This window comes from Clostridium sp. AM43-3BH (genome assembly GCF_003479985.1).
Taxonomy (GTDB): Bacteria; Bacillota; Clostridia; order Lachnospirales; family Lachnospiraceae; genus Otoolea; species Otoolea fessa.
On the sequence record NZ_QUIH01000003.1, the window covers coordinates 149,821 to 164,840 of the forward strand.

At 49.8% G+C, this 15,020-nt stretch carries 14 protein-coding genes; all 14 read left to right on the forward strand.

Translation table 11 applies throughout. The features are described from left to right. Window positions 1-42 precede the first annotated feature (42 nt). The 14 genes from dxs to DW931_RS06445 all read left to right on the forward strand — a co-directional run bounded on the left by dxs (window position 43) and on the right by DW931_RS06445 (window position 15,014). Window positions 43-1,923, forward strand: coding sequence for a 1-deoxy-D-xylulose-5-phosphate synthase (dxs, locus tag DW931_RS06380; protein ID WP_118481806.1), 1,881 nt, complete (start codon window positions 43-45; stop codon window positions 1,921-1,923). Between the two features lie 42 nt (window positions 1,924-1,965). After that, the gene (locus DW931_RS06385; RefSeq protein ID WP_107000291.1) at window positions 1,966-2,814 is read left to right on the forward strand and encodes a TlyA family RNA methyltransferase; all 849 of its coding nucleotides are present in this window, start codon (window positions 1,966-1,968) and stop codon (window positions 2,812-2,814) included. Next, a complete protein-coding gene (locus DW931_RS06390) occupies window positions 2,811-3,680 on the forward strand; it encodes an NAD(+)/NADH kinase (RefSeq protein ID WP_118481805.1) in 870 nt (289 codons plus the stop codon). Before DW931_RS06385 ends, DW931_RS06390 begins: the two co-directional genes overlap by 4 nt. Before the next feature lie 14 nt (window positions 3,681-3,694). Continuing rightward, entirely contained in the window at window positions 3,695-4,144 is a 450-nt protein-coding gene (argR, locus tag DW931_RS06395; protein ID WP_022359930.1) for an arginine repressor, read from the forward strand. Window positions 4,145-4,203: 59 nt separating this feature from the next. Then, window positions 4,204-5,871 carry a DNA repair protein RecN gene (gene recN / locus DW931_RS06400; protein ID WP_118626925.1) on the forward strand — a complete coding sequence of 556 codons (1,668 nt, stop codon included), beginning with the start codon at window positions 4,204-4,206 and terminating at the stop codon, window positions 5,869-5,871. A 205-nt stretch (window positions 5,872-6,076) separates the two neighbouring features. Continuing rightward, complete coding sequence (locus DW931_RS06405; protein ID WP_243015192.1) at window positions 6,077-6,973, forward strand: Fic family protein; 897 nt, start codon at window positions 6,077-6,079, stop codon at window positions 6,971-6,973. Between the two features lie 87 nt (window positions 6,974-7,060). After that, window positions 7,061-7,369: a hypothetical protein gene (locus DW931_RS06410; protein WP_243015191.1), complete on the forward strand. Its 309-nt coding sequence runs from the start codon at window positions 7,061-7,063 to the stop codon at window positions 7,367-7,369. A 130-nt stretch (window positions 7,370-7,499) separates the two neighbouring features. Further along, entirely contained in the window at window positions 7,500-8,837 is a 1,338-nt protein-coding gene (locus DW931_RS06415) for an MATE family efflux transporter (RefSeq protein ID WP_347559433.1), read from the forward strand. A gap of 8 nt (window positions 8,838-8,845) precedes the next feature. Then, the gene (locus tag DW931_RS06420) at window positions 8,846-9,862 is read left to right on the forward strand and encodes an alpha-hydroxy-acid oxidizing protein (protein WP_118481803.1); all 1,017 of its coding nucleotides are present in this window, start codon (window positions 8,846-8,848) and stop codon (window positions 9,860-9,862) included. Between the two features lie 49 nt (window positions 9,863-9,911). Further along, on the forward strand, window positions 9,912-11,099 hold the full coding sequence (locus DW931_RS06425) for a phosphopentomutase (protein ID WP_118626927.1): 1,188 nt from the start codon (window positions 9,912-9,914) through the stop codon (window positions 11,097-11,099). Between the two features lie 43 nt (window positions 11,100-11,142). After that, the gene (gene udp, locus DW931_RS06430; protein WP_118481801.1) at window positions 11,143-11,925 is read left to right on the forward strand and encodes a uridine phosphorylase; all 783 of its coding nucleotides are present in this window, start codon (window positions 11,143-11,145) and stop codon (window positions 11,923-11,925) included. Beyond that, window positions 11,918-12,340, forward strand: coding sequence for a cytidine deaminase (cdd, locus tag DW931_RS06435; protein WP_022359924.1), 423 nt, complete (start codon window positions 11,918-11,920; stop codon window positions 12,338-12,340). The genes udp and cdd overlap by 8 nt, the downstream gene beginning before the upstream one ends. 231 nt (window positions 12,341-12,571) lie before the next feature. After that, a complete protein-coding gene (locus DW931_RS06440) occupies window positions 12,572-14,548 on the forward strand; it encodes an RsiV family protein (RefSeq protein ID WP_118626928.1) in 1,977 nt (658 codons plus the stop codon). Between the two features lie 139 nt (window positions 14,549-14,687). Next, entirely contained in the window at window positions 14,688-15,014 is a 327-nt protein-coding gene (locus DW931_RS06445; RefSeq protein WP_107000176.1) for a cupin domain-containing protein, read from the forward strand. The last annotated feature ends 6 nt before the right edge of the window (window positions 15,015-15,020 follow it).

The window sequence follows — 15,020 nt, forward strand, 5'->3', positions numbered from 1 at the left end:
GGGACGACAGCGGATGTGGAAAACGGTTTGGGGGATGAAAGAATGGTATTAGATACGATAAAAGGACCGGAGGATGTAAAACGGTTGAGCGAGGAAGAACGCAAGGAGCTGGCGGCGGAAATCCGCGAGTTTCTGATCGAGACGACAAGCCGGACAGGCGGTCATTTGGCGTCCAATTTAGGCGTGGTGGAACTGACGATTGCAATGTTCTGCGCGCTGAATCTTCCGAAGGATAAGATTATCTGGGATGTAGGGCACCAGTCCTATACGCACAAGATTTTAAGCGGGCGGAAGGATAATTTTGATGGACTGCGCCAGTATGGGGGCTTGAGCGGTTTCCCGAAGCGGAAGGAAAGCCCGTTTGATGCGTTCGACACGGGACACAGCTCGACTTCGATTTCGGCGGGGCTTGGTATGGCACAGGGGCGCGATCTGCTGGGCGAGGATTATTCGATCGTTTCCGTCATCGGGGACGGCGCGCTGACCGGCGGCATGGCATATGAGGCGCTCAACAATGCGGGACGGCTCAAGACGAATTTTATTATTGTTTTAAATGATAATAATATGTCCATTTCGGAAAATGTCGGCGGTATGTCGCGGTATCTGAATAATCTTCGTGCAGATGAGGGCTACAATCTGTTGAAGAAGAATGTGGCGGGCACGTTATCGCGGATCCCGATGATCGGTTCGGATCTGGTCGGCACGCTGCTCCGGACAAAGAACAGCATCAAGCAGCTTCTGATTCCGGGCATGTGGTTTGAAAATATGGGAATCACGTATCTGGGACCGGTGGATGGACATGATATTAAGGGGTTGATCCGTATTTTCAGCGAGGCGAAAAAGATCAACCGCGCGGTGCTGATCCATGTGATTACGAAAAAGGGCAAGGGATACCGTCCGGCGGAGAAGAATCCGTCGGCATTTCACGGAGTTGAACCATTTGATATTGAAACGGGAAAACCGCTCCGGAAAAAGGAACATCCGGGCTATACAGATGTATTTTCCAGAGAAATCTGCCGTCTGGCAGCGGAAAATCCGAAGATCGTGGCGGTGACAGCGGCGATGCCGGATGGAACGGGGCTCAAACGGTTCTCGAAAGAATATCCGGACCGCTTTTTCGATGTGGGAATCGCGGAGGAACACGCGGTTACCTCGGCGGCGGGTATGGCGGCAGCCGGTCTGAAACCGGTGGTGGCGGTGTATTCGTCCTTTTTACAGAGGGCATATGATCAGGTCATTCACGATGTCTGTATCCAGAATCTTCCGGTTGTGTTCTGCGTGGATCGCGCGGGACTGGTCGGAAGCGATGGGGAGACGCATCAGGGTATTTTTGATTTGACATTTCTCTCCTCTGTGCCGAATATGAGCGTGATGGCGCCGAAGAACCGCTGGGAACTGGAAAAGATGCTGCAGTTTGCCATCTCCTACGATGGACCGATTGCGATCCGTTATCCGAGGGGCGAGGCGTACCGGGGCTTGAAGGAATTTCTGGCACCGGTTGAGTATGGCGTCAGCGAGATGTTGTATGAGGAGAGCGGGACGGCGCTTCTGGCAGTCGGAAGTATGGTCAGCACGGCAGAGCATATCCGGGAGAAATTAAAGAGTGCCGGGCAGCCGTGTACGCTGGTCAACGGGCGGTTTGTGAAACCGATGGATACCGACGTGATCGACCATCTGGCAGGAACGCACCATACGATCGTGACACTGGAGGAAAATGTCCTGCGCGGCGGTTACGGCGAGCGGGTGACGGATTATGTACAGAAGCATTATCCGCAGATCAAGGTAGTTAATATAGCGCTGCCGGATGCCTACGTCGAACACGGAAATGTGTCGGTGCTCCGGAATGAGCTGGGAATTGACAGTGATTCGATTCTGGCGCAGCTGAAACGTGAAGGTGTGCTGGAGACTGACGCGGAAGCATGATGGGAAACAAAAGAGTGGCAGCAGCGGAAGGAAGAACATAGAATGAAAGAACGGTTAGATGTACTTCTCGTCAAGAGAGGTCTGGCAGAATCCCGTGAGAAGGCGAAAGCGATCATCATGTCCGGGATTGTATATGTAGAAGATCAGAAAGAGGACAAGGCGGGTACGACCTTCGATGAAAATGCGAAGATCGAGGTACGTGGATCTACCTTAAAATATGTGAGCCGCGGAGGTCTGAAACTGGAGAAGGCGATGACGCATTTCGGAGTGACGCTGGATCAAAAGGTCTGTATGGACGTCGGCGCGTCCACAGGCGGATTTACCGACTGTATGCTGCAGAATGGCGCGGTCAAGGTGTTTTCGGTCGATGTAGGACATGGACAGCTGGCGTGGAAACTTCGCAATGATCCGCGTGTGGTCTGCATGGAGAAGACAAACATCCGTTATGTGACACCGGAGGATATCGGCGAGCCGGTAGATTTCTCTTCGATCGACGTTTCCTTTATTTCCCTGACGAAGGTTTTAGGTCCGGTCAAGGAGATTTTAAGCCCGGGCGGCGAGGTGGTTGCACTGATCAAGCCGCAGTTCGAGGCGGGACGTGAGAAAGTCGGAAAGAAGGGCGTTGTCCGCGAGAAGAGCACGCATCTGGAGGTCATTCAGATGGTGATGGCATATGCGGCAGAGATCGGTTTTGAAATCCGGAATCTGGAATTTTCCCCGATCAAGGGACCGGAGGGAAATATCGAGTACCTCCTGTACCTGCATAAACCGGAGCAGGCATCGGAGGAAACTGTGACTGGTGAGGAAGCACTTGCAAAAGCGGAAAAAGAGTGTCCGGTTTCACCGGAACAGGTTGTTGAGGAAGCTCACAGGGAGTTAGACAAAACATGAGAAATTTCTATCTGATTGTAAACCGCGAAAAGCCGCGCGTAGAGGAGGCAGCTGGTTTGATTTGCAGCTTTTTTGCGGAACAGGGCTGCCGCTGCATCCGTCTGGATCGCCATGATGGACTTCGCAGGGACGCAGAAGTGGCTGCGGCATACCGCTATACCGATCGCCGGACGGTGCCGGAGGATACAGATTGTGTGATCTGTCTGGGCGGTGATGGAACGCTGATTCAGGCGGCGCGTGATCTGGCGGGACGGAAGATTCCACTGTTTGGCATCAATATGGGGCATCTGGGGTATCTGACGCAGATCGGGCATGAGGAGGACATTCTGCCTGCCATGCGGGATCTGATGGAAGATCACTACCGTCTGGAAAGCCGGATGATGCTCAAGGGGTGCGTGATTTCCGGCGGGAAGGTCGTCATAGAGGATATCGCGCTGAATGATATCGTCCTGAACCGTATGGGAATCGATGCGTTCCGGTTTGAGCTGGCTGTCAATGGACAGCTGTTTAATGAGTATTCGGCGGACGGCATGGTGGTTGCGACCCCGACCGGTTCGACGGCATACAACCTGTCAGCGGGCGGTCCGATCGTGGCGCCGGAGGCGGATCTGATGGTATTGACACCGCTCTGCCCGCATTCACTCAATTCGCGCAGCATCGTTCTGCCGCCGGATAACCATTTGAGCCTGCGGATTCAGACGACCGGGCGGACGAAGGTTTCGCTGAGCTTTGACGGCGATACGGTGGTTGATATTGAGCCGGGTGATACAATTGAGATAGCAAAATCAGAGATCGAGACGACATTGATTCAGCTCAAACAGGTGCCATTTTTGGAAAATATACGGAACAAAATGAAACAGATATAAAAGGAGTCAGAGCCATGAAAATGGAACGTCACAGCAAGATTGTGGAATTGATTGGAAAATATGAGATTGAAACGCAGGAAGAGCTGGCGGAATATCTGAATAAAGAGGGATACAATGTCACGCAGGCAACGGTTTCCAGGGATATCCGGGAGTTAAAGCTGTCTAAGATCCAGACAGAAAACGGCGGACAGAAATATGCGGTTTTCCATCCTCAGACGGCGTTCAATGATAAATATACCCGTATTCTGCACGATAGCTTCGTTTCCATGGATATGGCGCAGAACATCCTTGTCATCAAGACGGTGTCAGGCATGGCGATGGCAGTCGCGGCAGCGCTTGATGCAATCCATTTTTCAGAGATTGTCGGCTGCATCGCCGGGGATGATACGGTCATGTGTGCAGTCCGTACGGTGGACGATACGATCGTGCTGATGGACAAGATCCGCAAGCTGATTGCGGGATGAGGGAAGGTGGGTTCACGCATTTTTTGCGGGAACCGCTGATAAGGAGGAACGGAAAGCGGATGCTTTATCATTTACGAGTGAAAAATCTGGCTCTGATCGATTCGGCGGAGGTGGAGTTCGGGGACGGACTCAACATTCTGACCGGTGAGACGGGAGCCGGAAAATCGATCATCATCGGTTCGGTCCAGATCGCGCTGGGCGGAAAAGCACCGAAAGAGATGATCCGCCGGGGCTGTGACAGCGCCTACATTGAACTGGTTTTCTCCATCGATGATGAGAGAAAGCGCGAGCAGCTGAAGGAACACGATGTTTACCCTGATGAAGAGGGAATTTTAATCATTTCTAAGAAAATCACACCGACCCGGAGCATCAGCCGCATCAACGACGAGACGGTAACGGCTGCAAGGCTGCGGGAGATCACGGGTCTTCTGATCGATCTGCACGGACAGCATGAACACCAGTCGCTGGTGAATGCGTCAAAACATCTGGAAATCCTCGATGCGTATGGCGGGGAGAAACTTCTCCCATTCAAACAGAATACGGAAGCTGCCTATCGCCTGTATATGCAGTTAAAACAGAAATGTGCCGCATTTGCATCCGATCAGGAGACGAGACTGCGGGAGATGGATTTCTGCCGGTTTGAGATCGAGGAGATTGAAAATGCCGCGTTAAAGGATGGCGAAGAGGAAAAGGTGGCAGCCGATTTTAAGCGGTTTTCCAATGCCAGACGGATCGCTGAGAGTCTTTCACAGGCATATGACGCGGTGTCCGGCGATGCGGTGTCGCGGGCGTTCCGTGAGATCGATGGTGCGATGGCATTTGACGAGGGATTGAAGGGGATCCGTGACGAGCTGTGCGATGTAGATTCCCTTCTTTCGGATCTTTCCAGGGAGATCGCCGGATATATGGACGATATGACCTTTGACGAAGCGGCATTTCAGGAGACACAGGAGCGGCTTGACCTGATCCGGAGCCTGGAAACCAAGTATGGGAAGACGATCCCGGAGGTACTTCAGGCGTTGGAAGAAAAGAAAGCGCGACTGCAGGAACTGGAGAATTACGATGAACTTCGGGAACAGGCGGAAAAAGAACTGGAACAGGCGGAAGCAGTATTGAAAGAACATTCCGAGGCATTGTCAGCAGCGCGTAAGCAGTTTGCCGGGGAGCTGGTGGAGAAGATCGCAGACGGGCTTCGGGAACTGAATTTCCTTGATGTGCAGTTTGAGATGGAGTTTAGGCGGCTGGATCATTTCACGGCGGGCGGTATCGACGAGCCGGAATTCCTGATTTCCACGAATCCGGGCGAACCGGTTCGGCCGCTCGGTATGGTGGCATCCGGCGGTGAGCTGTCGCGTATCATGCTGGCAATCAAGACGGTGCTGGCGGAGACCGATCAGGTTCCAACGTTGATTTTTGATGAGATTGACACCGGTATCAGCGGGCGGACTGCACAGATGGTATCGGAGAAGCTGCGGATCCTCTCCAAATGCCGTCAAGTCATCTGCATCACGCACCTGCCGCAGATCGCGGCGATGGCGGACCAGCACTTCGAGATCCGCAAATCCGCGTCCGATGGACGGACGGCAACCTCCATCCGCGCCTTAGACCGCGAGGCGATGGTGGACGAGCTTGCGAGACTTCTGGGCGGCGCGGAGATCACCGAGACCGTGCGGCAGAATGCGGAGGAGATGAAGAAGCTGGCAAAGAAGCGGAAGCTGGAGGTGTGATTATAAATTAAATATAAGATTCGGATTCAGAAAAATGTCGCGTAAGGCGGCATTTTTTTGATCCCCAGATACCAATTAGGTCGAAGTGGTTTTGGAATAGATGCATATATGATAAAGTTAAAATAGAAAGTTTTGGGGATAAAAATAGTAAATTTGAGTTTTTGTTTCATAGGACGCAATTTTTTATGAAACAAGACCAGTGCATTTGTCCGATGACGAGCGTACCGAAGAAGCAGATAAGGTTTCGTCCCGTATCGCAGAAATTCTTTCTGAAACAGCGTTTTCATTTTCGCCAAACGAGTATGTATCTATCCACCGTAAACTCTTTCAGGGTATTTATAAACACGCCGGAAAGATTAGAGATTACAACATTACAAAGAAAGAATGGGTGCTTGATGGGGCAACTGTTATGTATGGCAGTGCTTCAGAACTGAGAGCCACACTTGAATATGATTTTTCGCAGGAGAAGGATTTTAGCTATAAAGGGCTTTCAATGGACGAGATTATCCATCATCTTGCGGTATTTGTTTCAAGGTTATGGCAAATCCATATCTTCGGGGAAGGCAATACGAGAACAATAGCAGTGTTCTTCATCAAATATTTAAGGACGCTTGGGTTCTCTGTAACCAATGATATTTTTGCAGAAAATGCCTGGTATTTCAGAAATGCACTTGTGCGTGCAAACTATACGAACCTGCAAAAAGGCATTCACGAAACAACAGAGTATTTGGAAGCATTTCTCAGAAATTTGCTTTTGAACGAGAAAAATGAGCTTCATAATCGAAATCTTCATATAAGTGAACTTTTGAACGAAGAAAAAGTGGACATTGGGGACAAAAAAGTGGATGTTGAGAGTGAAAAAGTGGATATTGAAAGTTTACTTTTCGAAAAAAGTAGTGATTTCTCGGCAAAAACGACGATTCATATCCATAGACTTTTTGAAAAGTTTGGCTTTGATGAGGTGTTTGGAAGAAGTGCAGTTATGGAGCTTCTTGAGCTGAAAGGTTCAGGTGCTTCAAAACTTCTTTCCAATTTGGTAAAGGCAGACATTATTGAATCAGTATCCGGTCATGGAAAAGGAAAATATAAATTCAAGAAGTAGTTTAGGTATTGTAGAAATTCCACTCATCGAGTGGAAATTTTGCTTAATATGATAGAGATATTTTCCAGAAATCCGGATTTCATTATATTGGAAGATGATGCAGTTCTCACCCCGCTTCTGATAGATGATGAAATATCTAGTTTGTCGGCAATCCTTTTAAATGAAGCGTATTATGAATTGCTAAAAACCGGACAAAAGATGGTTGATGGCATTCCGGTATTAAGTCCGACTTGCCTGATACTATTTAAGGCGAAAGCGTGGCTGGATTTAAAAGAACGCAAGTTGAATGGAGATCAGGTTGACAGCAAAAATATAAAGAAACATAAAAACGATGTGTTCCGATTAGCACTGTTAATCACAGCCAATGGGCTGCACACTCAGCGCAAGAAGTATTGAGAATTTGCTGGCAGTCGGCTATAATGAGATCGAGAACATATGCGTGCAGAGGGGCGATGAATAGTCATCGACTGTGTGCATAAATAGGATTCATTTTGGGGGTTTTATGGGGGCTGAAAGCAAAACGAGGATGACAGAGGGAAGTATCTCTAAGAAGATTATTTTATTTGCCATACCATTGTTTCTGGGGAATCTGTTTCAGCAGCTGTATAATACAGCGGATTCCCTGATTGTAGGTAATTATCTTGGCAGCAATGCGCTGGCAGCAGTCAGTTCGTCGGGAAACCTGATTTTCCTGATGGTAGGTTTTATTAACGGTATTGCCATGGGAGCCGGTGTGGTAATTGCCAGGTATTATGGGGCGAAAAACAAGGATTATCTCCAGAGAGCGATTCATACAACCACAGCCTTCGGTCTGGTGGCCGGAATCACACTGACGGCTGCGGGAATGTATCTGGCACCGAAGATTCTGGTACTGATGGGAACACCGGCAGATGTACTTCCGGAATCGATTGTATATTTTCAAACCTATTTTGCAGGTTCTCTGGGTGTAGTCATGTACAATATTTTCGTTGGAATCCTGCAGTCGGTGGGGGACGGCCGCCATCCGCTGATCTATCTGATTATTTCCTCCTGTGTGAATGTGGTGCTGGATATCTTCTTTATTGCAGGACTTGGCATGGGAGTGGGATCGGCAGCCCTGGCAACGGCTATATCCCAGTTTGTCAGTGCGATTCTCTGTATGGTGCATCTGATGCGGGTGAAGGAAGATTACCGGCTGGAGCTTAGGAGGATTCGTTTTGACAGACATATGCTGAGGCAGATTATTCAGAATGGTGTACCTTCCGGTTTCCAGAACTCAGTCATTGCCATAGCCAACGTGTTTGTACAGTCCAACATCAATGCATTCGGTAAAATGGCCATGGCAGGCTGCGGAGCTTATTCTAAGGTAGAAGGTTTTGCCTTCCTGCCGGTGACCTGCTTTACTATGGCGATAACTACCTTTGTGGGACAGAATCTTGGGGCAAAGCAGTATGACAGAGCAAAGAAAGGTGCGAAGTTCGGTATCCTCTGCTCCATCTCCATCGCAGAACTGATCGGTATCACCATATATACGGCGGCACCGGTGCTGATTGCAGCATTCAACCGTGATCCGGATGTGATACAATATGGGGTGATGCAGGCCAGAACCATTGCGTTGTTTTATTGTTTATTGGCATTTACTCACTGTATCGCGGCTGTACTTCGGGGTTCCGGCAATGCTGCCGTGCCCATGATCGTTCTGCTCTGTGTATGGTGTCTGTTCCGTGTCAGCTACATTACACTGGCAGTGCGTCTGATTCCGGATATCCGGGTTATATTCTGGGCATACCCATTGACCTGGAGCATCAGCTCCGTGATTTTCCTGTTTTTGTTTTTAAGGGGAAATTGGGTGCATGGATTTGAGAAAAAAGTGACAGGGAGGTAACCAGATTAATGAATTATGCAGAATGTTTAGAACTGGCAAGAGGAAAAATGGGCAATTACTGTAAGGCCTGTCCGGAATGCAACGGAAGAGCCTGCAAGAATCAGATGCCGGGTCCGGGAGCCAAAGGAATCGGAGATACGGCGATTCGGAATTATGACAAATGGAAGGAAATCCGTGTCCAGATGGATACACTGGTGGAGAAACGTTCCATCGATACCTCTCTTTCGTTGTTTGGAAAGAATTTTCAGTATCCGTTTTTTGCAGGTCCGGTGGGAGCCGTGAATATGCATTACGGCGATTCACTGAATGATGTTTCTTACAATGATATATTAGTTTCTTCCTGCGCAGAGTTTGGAATTGCTGCTTTTACAGGAGACGGAATGGACAGCAATGTGATGGTGGCAGCCACGGAAGCCATCAAAAAGGCAGGGGGACTGGGAATTCCTACAGTGAAGCCATGGAATGTGGCGATGATTCGTGAAAAGATGGCGCTTGTCAAGGATGCAGGTGCTTTCGCGGCTGCCATGGATATTGATGCGGCAGGTCTTCCATTTTTGAAAAATTTCAATCCGCCGGCCGGAAGTAAATCAGTGGAGGAACTTCGTGAGATCGTGAAGGCAGCAGGAGTACCTTTTATTGTAAAAGGAATTATGACGGTAAAAGGAGCTTTGAAGGCTAAAGAGGCCGGTGCAGCAGCTATCGTGGTATCTAACCATGGAGGAAGAGTCCTGGACCAGTGTTCGGCAACGGCAGAGGTTCTGGAAGAAATAGCAAAGGCAGTGGACGGTTCCATGAAAATCTTCGTGGATGGCGGAATCCGTTCCGGTACCGATGTATTTAAGGCATTGGCACTGGGGGCAGATGCGGTTATCATAGCCAGACCTTTCGTCACAGCTGTCTATGGCGGAGGCCGAGAAGGGGTCGAAGCTTATATTCAGAAGATCGGAAGTGAGCTTGCAGATACCATGGCTATGTGCGGCGTATCTTCCCTTGCTGAAATTACCCGTGACTGTGTGAGAGTGTAAAAAAGTAAACTATCAAATATAGCAAAAATTAGTAGAAAGGGTGAGTGGTATGCGTTTTAAGCGAGTGTTTGTAATTGTACTTGATTCCCTTGGAATCGGGCCCATGGCGGATTCAGCCAGATTTGACGATGCCGGTGCGGATACGCTGGGGCACATCTCAGAAACAGTGGAACATCTGGATATTCCGAATCTGCAGAGATTGGGACTTGCCAATCTCAAGGCCCTTAAGCAGGTAAAGCCGGCAGAACATCCGGAAGGATATTTTATGGCGATGAATGAGGCAAGCAATGGTAAGGATACCATGACCGGTCATTGGGAGATGATGGGCATCCGGACGGATAAGCCATTTATCACATTTACAGAACATGGATTTCCCAAGGAACTGATTGACGAACTGGAAAAGCGCTGCGGCAGAAAGATAATCGGCAATAAGGCAGCCAGCGGAACAGAGATTCTGGAGGAGCTGGGTGAACAGGAAGTGAATGAAGGAAAGCTGATTGTCTATACATCAGCGGATTCTGTGCTTCAGATCTGTGGCAATGAGGAAACCATGGGACTTGAGACCTTGTATCATTACTGCGAGATTGCCAGAGAACTGACTATGCGGGATGAGTGGAGAGTTGGCCGTGTTATCGCAAGACCCTATGTGGGTAAAAAACGCGGTGAATTTAAGCGGACAAGCAACCGCCATGATTATGCTTTGAAACCCACAGGACCGACGGCGCTGAATGCACTGAAGGATGCCGGATATGATGTGATTTCCGTTGGAAAGATTAACGATATCTTTGTGGGAGAAGGGATAACAGAAAGCAATCATTCCGACAGCAGTGTACATGGCATGCAGCAGACCATCGATATCGCAAAGCGGGATTTCAAGGGACTTTGCTTTACCAATCTGGTGGATTTTGACGCGTTGTGGGGGCATCGCAGAAATCCGGTAGGATATGGGGAAGAGATCGAGAAATTTGATAAAAAGCTGGGCGAGCTTCTGCCGCTGCTCCGTGAGGACGATCTGCTGATTCTGACGGCGGATCATGGAAATGATCCAACCTACAAGGGAACGGATCATACGAGAGAGCAGGTCCCGTTTATTGCGTATTCACCATCGGATACGGAAAGCGGGAAGCTTGATACCAGTGACACCTTTGCTGTCATCGGTGCGACTATTGCGGACAATTTCGGTGTCAAGATGCCGGAGGGAACCATCGGAACTTCTATTCTGGATCAGATAAAATAAATGACATTGGACTTGAAGTTAAAAACAGAAAGGCGGCGATTATATGGTTGATTATACAGAAGGAACGGGAAAACAGTACCACACAGGAATCGGCCCGGAGGATATCGGCGGATATGTCATCATGCCGGGGGACCCCAAGCGATGCAAGAAGATAGCAGAACATTTTGAGAATCCTGTGTTAGTTGCGGATAATCGTGAATATACCACATATACGGGAACCATCGATGGGGTAAAAGTCAGTGTGACGTCAACCGGCATCGGTGGTCCGTCAGCGGCTATTGCTATCGAGGAGTTATCCAAGTGCGGAGCCCATACTTTTCTGCGTGTGGGCACCTGTGGCGGTATGCAGGAGGATGTACTGGGCGGAGATATCGTAGTTGCAAGCGGAGCTATCCGCATGGAAGGAACCAGCAGAGAGTACGCTCCCATTGAGTACCCGGCTGTTCCCCATGTGGATGTTATGAATGCCATGATCCGTGCAGCGAAGAAGCTGAAGCTTCGCTGTCATGCGGGCGTTGTACAGTCGAAGGATTCCTTCTTTGGACAGCATGAGCCGGAGGTGATGCCGGTCAGCTACGAGCTTGAAAATAAGTGGCAGGCATGGCTTCGGATGGGATGCCTGGCATCGGAGATGGAGTCAGCAGCATTGTTTATCGCAGGCAGCTTCCTTCGGGTGCGTGTAGGTGCCTGCTTCCTGGTTCTGGCTAATCAGGAGCGGGCGAAAAAAGGCCTGTCCAATGAACAGGCCCATGATACAGAGGCAGCGATCCGGACAGCGGTGGAAGCCATCCGTATCTTGATTCAGGAGGATGCGAAGAATGAATAATGAGAGGATAGAAACACTCATCGAGGAAGCATTCGCAGCACGGAAAATGGCCTATACACCCTATTCTCATTTTCAGGTGGGGGCGGCTCTGCTGACTGAAAAAGGCGGGATTTACCGTGGCTGCAATATTGAAAATGCGGCCTATACACCGACAAACTGCGCGGAACGCACTGCCTTTTTTAAGGCAGTCAGTGAGGGTGAACGCAGCTTCACAGCGATTGCAGTTGTGGGAGGCCCGGAAGGAGCTTCGGAATTTGACTGGTGTGCGCCCTGTGGCGTGTGTCGTCAGGTGATGAAGGAATTCTGCCAGGATGATAGATTTCAGATCATTCTGGCACGTTCGGTGAAGGAATATAAGGTCTATACACTGGCGGAGCTTCTACCGATGGGATTCGGACCGGATAATTTGCAGTAGGAATGCCGATTGCCTCATAAAGCTGGTATGCAGGTGTCAAAGACCCGCGCACTGTAATCTTACAGTTTCATTAATATAACTTAATATATTGGAACACCTTTTGACATTGCAAAAAAAACAGGGTACACTGTATGACAGGCGGGGATGGATTCACCATTTCCGCCTGTATTCAGAAGAAAAAGCGGACGCAGGTCCGATGAAAAATAGAAAAAGTGTGGGGAGTTTGGACGGATGGCTCAGAAAGAGTGGAAACGGGAAGAAATGAAACAGAATCAGGGAAGAACAGAGCAGAACCAGAGAAAAAAGGTTCAGAAAAAGACAGGGTATAGGGCAGTGCTGGCGGCTTCGATGTTTTTGATTGCTGCTTCGGCAGCCCTGTCAGCGTGCAAAAAATCACCGGCGGCTGAGACAACAGCGCAGACACAGGCGGCAGAGGAAACGGAGGGCGCGGTCAGCACGGCGCTCGGAGCGGCGGATCGGGTGCTGGAGGAGAATGGCATGCTGTACCTCAAATACCGCACGGAGATCCGTTCCCTTTCGAAGGAGACAGGCGAGATGAAGACGCTCTGCCAGTTTGACACGGGAGATGAAAACAGCACCTTCTGGGTCTACGGAGGCGGGCTGTATTTTGATCGGATACAGGCGGAGAGTGGCAGCACACAGGGCACGGAGCTTTATGGGCTGTACCGGCTGGATTTGGAGAGCGGTGTGGAAGAGCATTTAGCGGATCTGACGGATCAGCCGTCGGTGCTCTATGCGTCAAAGAACCGCCTGTATGTCAAGGGTTACAACATGAATGTCATTTATATGCTCGATGAGAATGGCAAAACAGCGGGAGAGTTGTCACCGTCAGACACGATCTACGGGGAGATTCCGGCAGGCTGCAGCGAGCTGTTTAATGGGATTCTTCCATATTATACGGAACAGTTTGGGTATATGCCGGTGCAGAATGAAACCTGCCTGGTGATTGCGGATGTGGACGGCAGCCATCCGAGGGAGATTTCGGATATTACGAATACATCGTCGGTGCTGTTTGCGAAGGACGCATTCTTTGCCCTGCTTCGGGATGGCAATGGAAATACGCAGTGTTACCGCTATGAGGTCTCTGACCCGGAGAAACGGACGCTTTTATATGAGACGGCGGAAAATATCAGCCTGGTGCAGTATCAGGACGGATATTTGTACCTGATGGAAAATCAGGCGTCCCAGATCAGCACGGGAAAATTTTCGTTTAAGCGGATTGCGGCGGATGCTAAGGCAGATGCAGCGGCAAATGCCGCCGAGGCGCAGAATGCGCTTTTTACGGTCGAGGAAGAGCCGGGCATGACGAATGATTTTTCTATGTATGGTAATTTTTATGTGACGGGAAATCAGGCATACTGCCAGCAGTTTAAGGATTACGGCGTTTATCTGGGCGAAAAAACGCTGGATGATGCGGCAGGCGGGGAAGCGACGCTGTTAGAGCCGGTTCTGTTCCAGTCTCCGATCCGGGAGCTGGGGCATGTCGAGGCGCAGTCGGAGACGTTAAAGAGTGCAGATGGAAGCCGGGAGCTGGGAAGTGTGTACGCAGAACGGCTGGTATTTGACGGAGAGGGCGATGCGGTCGAGGCGATGAACCAGACGATGCAGGAGCTGCAGGCGTCGGTTCTGTCGGCGGCGCGGACGGATTCCATGAATCTTGATACGGAGATGAGCATAGATACAGCGGAAACGGACGGATCGGAGGAAGAGGTACTTCCGCAGGAGGCGGATGCAGCGCAGCCGATCTATTCGATGGCGCTTACGATCGACGGAGATGACGCGATTACGTATCTGGATGATCATTATGTCTGCGTCCGTGCGGATGGATACGAATATACGGGCGGCGCACACGGAACGCCGTTCCGCCAGTATTTTGTCTTTGACCGGGAAACGGGGGCACGCCTGTCTTTGAGCGATGTGGTCGAGAATCCGGTAGAGGAGCTGCAGGCGAAGGTTGGTGCGGCATTCCGGGAGCTGGCGGAAAAGACAAATTTTGCCTTTGAATCACCGGAGGATCTGGAACATACGGTGGCAGACGGCATCAGCTACGAATCGCCGTTTTATCTGAGCGAGACGGGCGTGGTTTTCTATTATGCGCCGTATGAGATTGCATCGTATGCGGAAGGATTCCCGGAGGTAACAATTCCGTACAGCGAGTTAGAAATGCGGATTGAACTTAGCAAGTAGGAATTTTCTGAACTGCAACAAATGCGGATTGCCCTTAAGTAGAGAGCTTGAAGTTGAGAAAAAAATCGCTTATAATACTCCATAGAAAAACAGTGTCGAACGAATCTGAAAGAATGGCACAGGATGAGGAGGAAACAGCATGAAGACAGTTGTTAAGGAAAATGCGAACGGCGGTAAAGGACAGGTAGTTGTAAAATACATTCTGGATGACAATGAGTTAAATGCAAAATGTAAGATGTTTGCCGAGGTAACGATCGCACCGGGATGTTCCCTGGGCTATCATGAGCACCACGGCGAGAGCGAGACGTATTATATCATCAAGGGACAGGGCGAGTACGATGATAATGGAACGAAACGTCCGGTTACCGTCGGCGATAAGACCTTCACGCCGGATGGCTGTGGTCATGGCATTGCCAATACCGGAGATGAAGATCTGGTCTTTATGGCATTGATCCAGCTGGATTAAGAGTGA

Coding starts and splice junctions, on each gene's coding strand:
- DW931_RS06420 (WP_118481803.1), top strand. CDS start 8,846: ATGAATTATGCAGAATGTTTAGAACTGGCAAGAGGAAAAATGGGCAAT.
- DW931_RS06390 (WP_118481805.1), top strand. CDS start 2,811: ATGAGAAATTTCTATCTGATTGTAAACCGCGAAAAGCCGCGCGTAGAG.
- argR (WP_022359930.1), top strand. CDS start 3,695: ATGAAAATGGAACGTCACAGCAAGATTGTGGAATTGATTGGAAAATAT.
- DW931_RS06425 (WP_118626927.1), top strand. CDS start 9,912: ATGCGTTTTAAGCGAGTGTTTGTAATTGTACTTGATTCCCTTGGAATC.
- DW931_RS06445 (WP_107000176.1), top strand. CDS start 14,688: ATGAAGACAGTTGTTAAGGAAAATGCGAACGGCGGTAAAGGACAGGTA.
- dxs (WP_118481806.1), top strand. CDS start 43: ATGGTATTAGATACGATAAAAGGACCGGAGGATGTAAAACGGTTGAGC.
- DW931_RS06440 (WP_118626928.1), top strand. CDS start 12,572: ATGGCTCAGAAAGAGTGGAAACGGGAAGAAATGAAACAGAATCAGGGA.
- DW931_RS06415 (WP_347559433.1), top strand. CDS start 7,500: ATGACAGAGGGAAGTATCTCTAAGAAGATTATTTTATTTGCCATACCA.
- cdd (WP_022359924.1), top strand. CDS start 11,918: ATGAATAATGAGAGGATAGAAACACTCATCGAGGAAGCATTCGCAGCA.
- recN (WP_118626925.1), top strand. CDS start 4,204: ATGCTTTATCATTTACGAGTGAAAAATCTGGCTCTGATCGATTCGGCG.
- udp (WP_118481801.1), top strand. CDS start 11,143: ATGGTTGATTATACAGAAGGAACGGGAAAACAGTACCACACAGGAATC.
- DW931_RS06385 (WP_107000291.1), top strand. CDS start 1,966: ATGAAAGAACGGTTAGATGTACTTCTCGTCAAGAGAGGTCTGGCAGAA.